The organism is Saliniferula longa, assembly GCF_050789285.1.
Lineage (GTDB): Bacteria > Pseudomonadota > Alphaproteobacteria > Rhodobacterales > Rhodobacteraceae > CAVPWP01.
Genome location: NZ_JBOUVX010000004.1, coordinates 393,487 through 403,598, shown reverse-complemented (window position 1 = coordinate 403,598; position 10,112 = coordinate 393,487). Strand labels below are relative to the sequence as shown.

Here is a 10,112-nt window from a genome sequence, read left to right as displayed (position 1 = left end):
ACGTGGGTCTTCTCGTCGTTGTCGAGCATGGTCCGGGGTCCTCCTCCTCGTGGCTGCGTGCGGCTTTGTCAGCGTTGACGCAACGATGCCTTGATCCAGATCATTCGCCGCACCGCGGCGCAGAATTTGTGCACCGTCGTATACTGAAATATACCCTGCGCTCCTGAGGCGATTCGCCGCAGGCGCAACAATGTTGCGACGGGGCAATAAAGTTGCGCAATTCCAAGACCCTGCGGCTGCCAGCCGACCGAGGGCGCGATCGTTTGGGCAATATGCTTGCGCTAACAGCCTGATTCTCTGCGGATCTGGAATCGATGGTTGTCGTTACGCCCGTCTTGCCGTCACCATCAACGAAGCTCTCGAAAGGCGTCCCATGTTCGGAAAGTACCTCTGGCATCTGCGACGCACCCTGCGCCGCATCTGGGTTCGGGTGTCGGCCTTCGCGCTGCTTGCGCTGGCCGTCGCCGCGGTCGCCCCGCTGATCGGTCCTGCGGTGCCGCCGGGCTGGGGCACCCGGCTTGGGGCTAGCTCGGTCGAGCAGGTGCTGACGATCCTCGCCTCTTCCATGCTTGCGGTGACGACCTTTTCGTTGTCGATCGCGGTCTCGGCCTTCGCGGCGGCCGCCAATACGGCCACTCCCCGGGCGACGGCGCTTCTGCAGGAGGATCCGACGACGCAGAATGTCCTTGCGACCTTCCTCGGCGCGTTTCTCTTCAGCCTTGTGGCCCTCATCGCACTTCAGGCGGGCTACTACGACGAGGCGGGGCGGTTCATCCTCTTTGCGGCGACGGGCGCGGTGGTGGTCGTGGTCGTGGTGGCGCTGCTGCGCTGGATCACGCATCTGACAAGCTTCGGGCGAATGGGCGACACGCTCGACCGGGTCGAGGCTGCCGCAGCCGAGGCTCTGGCCGAGCGCCTTGCCGCCCCTTACCTTGGCGGCGCGCCGCTCTTGGGCGACATCCCGTCCGGGGTCCGTCCGATCGCCGCCGACACGGTCGGCTACGTGCAGCACATCGACATGGCGGCACTTGCCGCCTGCGCGAAAGAGGCGGGCGTGCGGGTCTGGCTGGCCGCGCTGCCCGGCGCCTTCGTTCATCCCGCCAGACCGCTGCTGTCAATTGAAGGCGCGGCGCCGTCCGAGGACAGGGTCGCGCGGATCCGCGCGGCCTTCTCGATCGGGCGGGACCGCAGCTTCGACCAGGACCCGCGGTTCGGGCTGATCGTTCTGGCCGAGATCGCCTCGCGCGCGCTGTCGCCTGCCGTGAACGATCCAGGCACCGCCATCGCGACGATCGGGCGCCTCGTGCGGGTGCTCATGACCTGGAGCGAACCGGTCGATCCCGAAGTGAACTGGCCCGAAGTGGTTGTGCCGCCGCTTGTTGCCTCGGACATGATCGAGGACGCCTTCTTGCCCATCGCGCGCGACGGGGCCGGCGTCGTCGAGGTGCAACTGCGTCTTCAGAAGGGACTGGCCGCGCTGGCCGCCCGAAGCCCCGCCGTCTTCGGGGAAGCGGCCACGGCGCTCTCGGCCTCGGCCGTTGCGCGCTGCCGCGCGGCCGGCATGGCCCCCGAAGACCTCGCCCGCGTCGAAGCTGCGTCGCGTCTGATCCGCGTCGGTCTGCCAGCGGTTGCGGCCGGTGAACGCTAGACGCTCTCAGGAGAGATGGTGCTGCCTTCGAGGACTGAACTCTCGATCTCTCCCCTGCCATGGGAGTTCAGGTCATTCTGTTCATCAAGGGTTCCGGCTTCATTCACGGTTTCAGCCTGACGGGAGGCAAGTCAGAACCGGGAAACGGGTCCCAAACAGGACCCCGAGCTGGGTTCGCCCTGCTACAGCCGAGCACTCAGGGCAACTTCCGTGGCACTCGCACGCGCCTCCATTTGTGCTGCCGATCCGCTTCTCGCGGTGGCCTGCCCCCACCGAGTGGTCCGGTTTCAGGGGGCAAGACCAGCTGAGCGAGATCGAACCGGCGGAGTAACTCCTCAAGAAAGCGCGAGGCGGCCCGGACTGCCTCGCACCGGGGAGTCCGCACAACAAATGCGACCCGGCAGCTATCCTCAGTAGGCGGCCGCTCGAGAAATCCAGCCTATGTGCCGGTCGGACGACACATCAGTCGTGTGCTTTGAGCTGACGCCCCGATGCTTCCCGCCCAGACCGGACGTTGATCGCCCTCGCTGGCGCTGCGGCGCCCAACCATCACTTCGACGGCGTGTACCAGATCGGCGATGTGTAGGCGCGTTCCTGCGTGATCAGCGGGATATCTTCTGGCAGGTCGAGGTCGAAGGCCACCGCGTCATAGGCGGTCCAGCGCGGCGTCGGAATCTCGATCACACGGGCGTAGTAGAACGCGGGCAGCGCCGGATCGAAGTCCGGGTCCTGCCAGACGACGGCCAGTTCTACGGCGCCGATCGTGTTGGTCCAGGTCGGGCCAGAAAGATCGACGGTGCTGCCGACCGGCGGCAGGGCGCCCTGCGCGTCCGGCACCCGGCCATCCGACCACGCCACGTCGTAGACCTGTTCCCGCGTCGCTCCCTCTGCATCGACCCATCCCTTTATGATCTGCAACCGGTCAAGGTTGGCCCCATCCGGGTCGCGCAGGGCCGACGCAATGAAGCGCGGCGCGCTTGCCGTCGCGGGGCGTGGACGCAAATCGCCACCCATCGGTACACCGCCGCGATAGCCCGTGCCCACCATGTCGGGCGACACAGCCGCGTCGGCGGGGTAGTCCCAGCCCCCGAACAGGCGCACCTTGATACGCGGCCCGGTCGTGGCATAGACCTCGCGCCGGGCCATCGCGTCAAAGATCGCCTCGCGGGTGTTTTCCGTGGCCCATACTGCCGTGATCCCCGACGCGGCATCCGTCCAGCCCAACCGTTCCAGACCAAGGTCGGGATTTGCCTGTGACAGGTGCGTCGCCCGCCCGGGATTGGGCTCGTAGCTCACGAACTTGCCGAAGAAGTTGCTTTCGTCGAAGGTCGCAAGTCCGGTATGGGTGTCGGTCGCGCCGACCAGTCCGAACTTGAACGGATTGACGCCGAGTTCCCGCTCAAGCAGCAGCCCGCGCTGCAACCCCGACCGTGCGTATTCTCCCGGCAGCATTTCGGGCGTCTTGGCCTCGCTCATGTCGAGATTGCCGAAATCCCAGGTCTCGTAGTCTGCAAAGGCGTCGTCCGGCGACAGCAGCGGATGTGCCTCGCCGTCACCTTTCACCTGCGTCACTTCATAGAGCGGCTCCCAAGCCTGGCGCAGCCGCGCATAATCGGCGTCCAGCGGCGCATTGTCCGCGAACGTGTCGACAAGTGGGAACATGATGCCATTCGACAGGTTTCCATTGTGGGGAACCGCAAGCACCTGACCGCCTGTGTCGTCCTCATAGGTCTGCATCCAGGCCCACAGGTCGCGCGGGTTGGGCGACCCCACTGGTGGCGTGGTCGTGAAGGGGGCGATCTGGCTGACCTTGTCGGCACCGTCACGGAAGATGACGTTGCGGTGCAGGTTGTTGCCGTTCACGAATGGCGTCCATTCGAACGCCACGAATGTCGAAAACTGCCCGGGGACATAGAACTGCTCGGCCGCGTCGATGATTTCGTTCCAGACCCGGTCAAAGGCCGGGTTTCCGGGTTCGTAGAGCAGTGCCTCCGGCAACTCGCCGCGCGAGAACAAGCCGATCATTTCCCATACTGCTTCCTGAGCGTCCGTGCCGCCGCGGTTGAACGCCTCGTGGAGCGCTGCCCCGATCGGCTCGGCCAGGATGTTGGGTGCCCCCGTCAGGATGTCGAGGATCACGCCCATCCCGTCAGAATGTTCGGTCAGCATGAAGAAATCGAGCGGCCTCGACAGCTGGACCCGTTGCCCTGTGGTCGAGACGACCTCCTCTCCCATGGCAAAACGATAGGCGTCGTCGGGCAGCAGCGTCGCGCCCGCGCCACCGGCGTCCGCCGACAGCATCGTGTGCACATGCATGTCCCCGAAGAAGACCTCGTCCGGGTAATCGGCCCCGGCATTCGGCGAATAGGGCGCCGGCGGGAAGGCTGCCGGCAAGCCGTCGGAGATAACCACCTCCGGCGTCAGCGTCGAATGTTCCTGAGCGACGGTCGGGAGGGCCACCGCGGACATGGCGAAAACGACGACGAGTGCGAAAGATCTGCGCATGTCTTGGGTCTCCTTCGAACGGGGGGCGCCGCTGGCGATTTGTCTTTGCAAAACCACATCCGCGCCCAATAGTCTGCGCCAAGTGAAGCAATCAGGGGCGAATTCAGTGGCAACACGCCGATCCGCCCAGGGATCAGAAAAGGCGGCCCGCGTCACCCCGGCCATGCGTCTTGGAAACCTTGTCGCCTCCGGGTGGCTCTCGCAGCAGCCCGAGGACTTTCAGCTGCGCCTGGCGGACCTCGGGCGCTGGGTGACCGTCGCCGGAGGCAGGCGCCTCTACTCGGCGGGGGACGAGCCCGACGCCGTCTACGGGATCGACAGCGGGCTTCTCGACATTGCCATCCCGATCCTGGGCGGCGAGGAATGCGTCGTCCACCGCGCCGTTGCGGGCTTCTGGATCGGCGACGGCGCCCTGCTTCCCGGGGCGCCGCGCACGCTGTCGGTCGAAGCGGTGGGCGAATGCCGACTGTTCCGCATTCCGTTCCCGGCCTTGCGGCGTCACCTTTCCGAAAATCCGGCCGACTGGGAATACATGCACCGTCTCTCGACGATCAATGGCACCCTGGCGACCCGCATTCTCAGCGAAGTCCTGTCGTTGCCCGCCAAGGCGCGCGTCGCGCGGTTGCTGCTGCGGGTGGCCGCGCCGGACGGGTCCATCGAGTCCACCAACGAGGATCTGGGGCGCCTGGCCGGGATGAGCCGCGCGACGTTCCGACGTTCTTTGTCCCGGCTGATCGCATCGGGCGCCGTCAACACGCGCTATGCCGGCCTCACGATCGTCGATCGCGCTGCCGTCGAAAAAGAAGCAAACCGGACAGAAAGCTGAGACTCGCCAACCGGCGTGCGACATTCACGCGGCAATGCGCCCGGTTTGATCCATCTGTCGCAATCCGAATCGACCACGCCCGCTAGAGACATCGCCAAGTGCGGCAGGTCCCAAGGTCTGGGGCAGTGTCGCATTTTGCAAAGTGAGATGCGGAAGAATGCCGCCTCGACAGCGACGCAGCGGCCTTGGTGACGTCCTGACCGGCGACGTCGGTCTGCATAGAGGCGCAGTAAAGGGAAGAGCAATGACGCGCCAATTACACCTGCACGCAAAGACGACCTTTCTGGTGGCATCCCTTTCCGCCGGGATCCTGCCGATGTCCGCGCAGGCCCAGTCTTGGGAATATGGCGCTTCGATCTACGTCTGGATGAGCGGGCTCGATACGGCGGTCGAAACACCGTTTGGCACGATCGAGACGGAGCTGTCCTTCGGGGACATTCTCGACGATCTGGATTTTGCCTTCTTCGCCACATTCGAGGCGCGGAACGGCCCTTGGGTGATCCTGGGCGACCTCAATTACACCTCTCTTGAAACAAGCCTTGCAACACCGGGACCGATCTTTTCATCGGCCGAAGTCGATCCGACGCTGAAGATCGTGTCGGCATTCGGCGGCTATGCGGTCGTCGACCAGCCCGATGTTCGGCTCGAAGTCGGCGGCGGGCTGCGCTATTACGATCTGGATCTCGATACCAGCATCGTGGGCAACATCGCGCCCGGCGGCCGCAGCTTCAATTTTTCGGAAAGCTGGGTCGATCCCATCATCGGTGCACATCTGAGCGTTCCCCTGTCGGACCGCTGGTTCGCCCGCAGCTATGCCGACGTTGGCGGCTTCGGCATCGGGGACGGCTCTGAACTGAGTTGGCAGATCTATGTCGGCGGCGGCTACATCATCAATCAGACCTGGGCAGTGGAGTTCGGCTATCGACACCTGTCGATCGAAAAAGACCTCGACAGAGCGACGCTGAACATGGATCAGGCAGGGCCGCTGGTCGGTGTAACCGCGCGTTTCTGACCGCGACCGATCTGCGCCGGTCTCGTCCGAGGGATGCGCGTTGGGCAAAGCAGCCGTGATTTGCCTTCCTGCGGCGCTGGCCGCGTAGGTTCAGCGTGTTCACATCAGAAAGGCGACCGCGGAACAGGAAGAGGGCTCCGGAAAACCGCTACCCTCAAGTCAATCCATACTTACATCCTTGCGGAAGAAGCACGCCATTGATGACGTGGATCACGCTGTTCGAGGCGGCGACGTCGGCGGCTACGCCCTTGGCCCCGTTCACGGTCACGCCGGCGCGAAGACGGTGATCGGGCCGGGGCCTTGAAGGGTCTCGACCAGCCCCGCGTCGGACGCAGTTCTCCGGAGAAGCAAAGGCGCTCGAGGGCCGCCAGTCCACGCTGGAGTACGGTTGTGCCGACCCAGCTCCTCCGGATCATGTTCGTAAGTCATGCGCGCAACCTCCGACCTGACCCAAACCCAGCAAAACAGGCAAGGCGTGTCCGACCGGCACCCGGAATGCGAAGATCGCCGCATAAGCACGGCGGGTGTTCGCAGGTCGATCGCGGGGAGTTCCGAAACCGCCGGCACGGCTCGGGGCGAAAGGTGCTTGATCGCATGGCGGCGTCAGGCAATCTCGTGGTCAAGCGGCAGGCCACTGGCGGAATGCCGGATGAGAGCGGACGCCCGCGCGGAGTTGCGACCAGACATGACCGGATACATCCTTTACGGCTACCCCCAATCCGGCTCTGCCGCCATCGAAGTCGCGCTGGCGGTGGGCGGCATCCCGCACGAGGTCCGCGACCTCGATCCCGAGGCGGGCGATCTGGCGGGCCCGGACTTCCTTGCCCTGAACCCGCGCGGGCAGGTGCCGGTCCTCGTCCTGCCGGACGGGTCGGTTGTCACCGAGATCCCGGCAATCCTGCTCCATCTTGCCGATGCCCATCCAGAAAGCGGCCTCGCCCCGGCCCCCGGCTCGGCCGCGCGAGCCCAGCATGACCGCTGGCTCGCCTTCGCTCACGCCAACCTCTACGAAGGCGTCCTGCGGTCCTTTTATGCGGACCGCTACACGACCGATCCGCATGGGGCCGACGGCGTGCGGGCTGCGGCCCAGGCCTATGTCCGGCGCCACCTTGCCCTCCTGGAAATGGCGATGGTCGGAGAGCCGTTCCTGCTGGGTCCGCGGCTCATGGGGGTGGATTGCCTGATCTGGGTCATCCTGTCCTGGCTTGGGCCCGAGGACAAAGCCGACGCGCTTAGGCTTTCGGCCCTTGCCGATGCGGTGGCGACCGATCCGCATGCCAAGACCGTCGCGGCGCGACATTCGTGAGACCGTCCATATCCTGATCTTCTCGTCAGACGGGCGCTTCTTGGGCAAAGCAGACGGTCACAGAGCGCGCCAACTTTCTGCGGGAAGCGGACCTTCGACACCGAACCGACGACGTTGTCGATGCAAGTCAGCGCAGTTCCTGATCCCCTTGGATCATCGCCGCACTTGGGACTGATCGGTGTTCTTGGCAAGGATCGCCAATGCCGGCGTCAATCCCGGGGCTAGGGCTCGTAGGAGTGGAACCGAAGCGCAGTTGCGTCGGCGACCTCGATCCGGCCGTACCCCTGATTGATCCAGCCAAGCTCGGCGTATCGGTCAAGCGTCCGGTTCACGACCTTGCGAGAGGTATTCGAAAGGCGCCCCAGTTCGGTTTGGGAAATCGAGAGAGTACCTCCGCCTTCGTCTCCGAGGCAGCGGACCAAAACGGCAGCGATCCGTCGCGATGGATTTCGGATGAGAAGATCGTCGATCGCGTGAAGAGACAGATCGACGTTCGACATCAGGATCAGCGCGAAGCGACGTATCCACTCCGGGTCATCGGCTGTCAGTCTGTCCATGGCATCGAGAGGAAGGTGAAACAGTGCACTGTCCACCACCGCTTGCAAACCTACGCGTCGCGGCCCGCGTGTCAGATAGGCGCCCTCTCCGTACCAGGTGCCTGGCCTCGCGACATGGGCGAGGGTGGGCCCGTTCTGGGTAGGCGCAATCGTTACGGAAAGCTGGCCTTGGACGATGGCGTAGCACCCACCCGGCGGGTCACCGACGGAAAAAATTGTGCTCCCTGCGTGGAAGCGCTGCTCGCGTCCACTGGAAAGAACGGCATCCTGAACCGCCTGTGGCTGATGAGACAGCCATCCATGTCGCCGAAGAATATCGCGCAGCATGATCATATCTTATGCAATTGTTCCCAACGGCACAATTACAGGAATGCCTTCGGGTATCTTCGCGCATGGGAGCAGTCGCGGGAATCGAAAGGAGCCTCCGGAATGATGAGACCATTGGCATTTGCGGCAGTCTGTGCGGCTGCCACAACGGGAAGCGTCCTCGCGCAGGAAGCTGAAAGACCGAACATCCTTGTCATCTGGGGCGACGATATCGGCTGGTCGAACCTGTCCGCCTACTCCCATGCGGTGATGGGCTATTCGACCCCCAACATTGACCGGATCGCGAATGAGGGCATCCTCTTCACGGATCACTACGCCCAGCCGAGTTGTACTGCCGGGCGCGCCGCCTTCATCACAGGCCAGTACCCGATCCGGTCCGGCATGACGACAGTCGGTCAGCCGGGCTCTCCGCTTGGCCTGCAAGCGGAGTCGCCCACGCTCGCCGAGCTGCTCAAGGCGGAGGGCTACCGGACTGGACAGTTCGGGAAGAACCATTTGGGTGATCGGAACGAGCACCTGCCGACAAATCACGGCTTCGACGAATTCTTCGGCAATCTCTATCACCTGAATACCCAGGAAGAGGCCGAGCAGCGCGATTACCAACGGTTCGGGGCGCAATTCGCCGGATCGCTCGAAGCGTATGAAGAGCAATTCGGCACGCGGGGCGTCATCCACAGCTTCGCCACCGAGGAGTTCGACGCCACGGAGAGCCCGCGCTTCGGCGTCGTCGGCAACCAGACGATCGAGGACACCGGCCCGCTCACCCAAGAGCGGATGAAGACCTTCGACGGGGAGGAGATGATACCCCGCGCGCTCGATTTCATGGCGGCGGCACAGGATGCCGGTGATCCGTTCTTCGTATGGATGAACACGAGCCGGATGCACCTTTACACCCGTCTGAGCGAGGAGTCGCGGTATCTCGCCGAAGAGTTCACGCATGAAGAGGACTTTTACGGTTCGGGGCTGATCGAGCATGATCGCGATATCGGCAAGGTTCTTGACTGGCTCGACGAGCGAGGGCTGACGGACAACACGATCGTGTGGTACTCCACCGACAATGGGCCCGAACATTCCTCGTGGCCGCACGGGGGCACGACGCCCTTCCGGGGCGAGAAGATGACCACCTATGAAGGTGGGGTCCGCGTGCCGTCCGTCATCCGCTGGCCGGGCGTGCTTCCGGAAGGCGTGACGCTGAACGGCATGCAGGCGCATCAGGACATGTTCACCACGCTGGCTGTCGCAGCGGGCATCGACGATCCGGTAACGCGCGTTCGTGAAGAGATGAACCAGTACATCGATGGCGTGAACAACCTGCCCTACTGGCTTGGCGAAACGGAGCAGTCCGCCCGCAACCATATCTTCCACTACTACGAGAGCATCCTTACCGCTGTTCGAATGGGACCGTGGAAGTTCCACTTCTCCACGAAGGAAGACTATTACGCCAACGTCGTCCCGCGCACGGTGCCTCTCGTCTTCAACATCCGCGCGGACCCCTATGAAAGCTACGACAGCAGCGATTCCTACGGTCATCTGATGCAGAAGGTCTCGTGGCTGATCCAGCCAATGGGCGTGCTGATGCAGGAGCATCTTCAGTCGCTGGCCGATTATCCGCCTGTCCAGGGCGGGACGTCCTTCGACATGTCGAACGTGGTGGAAGACTTCATCAGCAAGGCGCTTCAGTGACGCGCAGGCATGAACGGTGTCCCGTCCGATCGAGTTCATCCCCAACGGCTTGATCGGGACAAGAAGGGCGGCGTGTACCTCGTTACGCCGCCCTTCAAGTGCCTGGATCTCCAACAGGCAAAATCACCGGGGGCCGTTTAGCACATGACGATTCTGGTGAAGCTGGATGTGTCCGTGCCTCTTGCAGCCGGCGTTCGAGCAGGTCGGTCGGCAATGATCGAGAAGCGATGATGCCCTTCGCACCGCCT

8 protein-coding genes and 1 pseudogene are annotated in these 10,112 nt (G+C 63.8%); 5 read left to right on the top strand and 4 right to left on the bottom strand.

All coding sequences use genetic code 11. From position 1 onward, the window contains the following. Window positions 1-373 precede the first annotated feature (373 nt). Complete coding sequence (locus ACRDNQ_RS18540; protein ID WP_431830193.1) at window positions 374-1,648, top strand: DUF2254 domain-containing protein; 1,275 nt, start codon at window positions 374-376, stop codon at window positions 1,646-1,648. Between the two features lie 549 nt (window positions 1,649-2,197). On the opposite strand, the gene ACRDNQ_RS18535 is transcribed toward ACRDNQ_RS18540, so the two are convergent. After that, entirely contained in the window at window positions 2,198-4,153 is a 1,956-nt protein-coding gene (locus tag ACRDNQ_RS18535; protein WP_431830192.1) for a DUF3604 domain-containing protein, read from the bottom strand. On the opposite strand from ACRDNQ_RS18535, the gene ACRDNQ_RS18530 reads away from it, so the two are divergent. Both ACRDNQ_RS18530 and ACRDNQ_RS18525 read left to right on the top strand, forming a co-directional pair. Continuing rightward, entirely contained in the window at window positions 4,116-4,979 is an 864-nt protein-coding gene (locus ACRDNQ_RS18530) for a Crp/Fnr family transcriptional regulator (protein WP_431830191.1), read from the top strand. The genes ACRDNQ_RS18535 and ACRDNQ_RS18530 overlap by 38 nt on opposite strands. A 244-nt stretch (window positions 4,980-5,223) precedes the next feature. After that, window positions 5,224-5,991 carry a porin family protein gene (locus tag ACRDNQ_RS18525; RefSeq protein WP_431830190.1) on the top strand — a complete coding sequence of 256 codons (768 nt, stop codon included), beginning with the start codon at window positions 5,224-5,226 and terminating at the stop codon, window positions 5,989-5,991. A gap of 154 nt (window positions 5,992-6,145) precedes the next feature. Here the strand turns inward: ACRDNQ_RS18525 and ACRDNQ_RS18520 are convergent, their stop codons facing one another. After that, on the bottom strand, window positions 6,146-6,253 hold the full coding sequence (locus ACRDNQ_RS18520) for a fasciclin domain-containing protein (RefSeq protein ID WP_431830206.1): 108 nt from the start codon (window positions 6,251-6,253) through the stop codon (window positions 6,146-6,148). 423 nt (window positions 6,254-6,676) lie between these two features. Between ACRDNQ_RS18520 and ACRDNQ_RS18515 the strand changes: the two genes are divergently transcribed. Further along, entirely contained in the window at window positions 6,677-7,297 is a 621-nt protein-coding gene (locus tag ACRDNQ_RS18515; protein WP_431830189.1) for a glutathione S-transferase family protein, read from the top strand. A gap of 221 nt (window positions 7,298-7,518) precedes the next feature. Here the strand turns inward: ACRDNQ_RS18515 and ACRDNQ_RS18510 are convergent, their stop codons facing one another. Both ACRDNQ_RS18510 and ACRDNQ_RS18505 read right to left on the bottom strand, forming a co-directional pair. Continuing rightward, entirely contained in the window at window positions 7,519-7,854 is a 336-nt protein-coding gene (locus tag ACRDNQ_RS18510) for a Crp/Fnr family transcriptional regulator (protein ID WP_431830205.1), read from the bottom strand. Window positions 7,855-7,893: 39 nt separating this feature from the next. Then, a pseudogene (locus tag ACRDNQ_RS18505) lies at window positions 7,894-8,181 on the bottom strand (cyclic nucleotide-binding domain-containing protein); the annotation flags it as partial. Here ACRDNQ_RS18505 and ACRDNQ_RS18500 point away from each other — a divergent pair. Further along, window positions 8,140-9,864 (top strand): arylsulfatase, encoded by a 1,725-nt coding sequence (locus tag ACRDNQ_RS18500; protein ID WP_431830188.1) that lies wholly within the window; start codon window positions 8,140-8,142, stop codon window positions 9,862-9,864. The pseudogene ACRDNQ_RS18505 and the gene ACRDNQ_RS18500 sit on opposite strands and share 42 nt — an antisense overlap. Window positions 9,865-10,112: the final 248 nt, after the last annotated feature.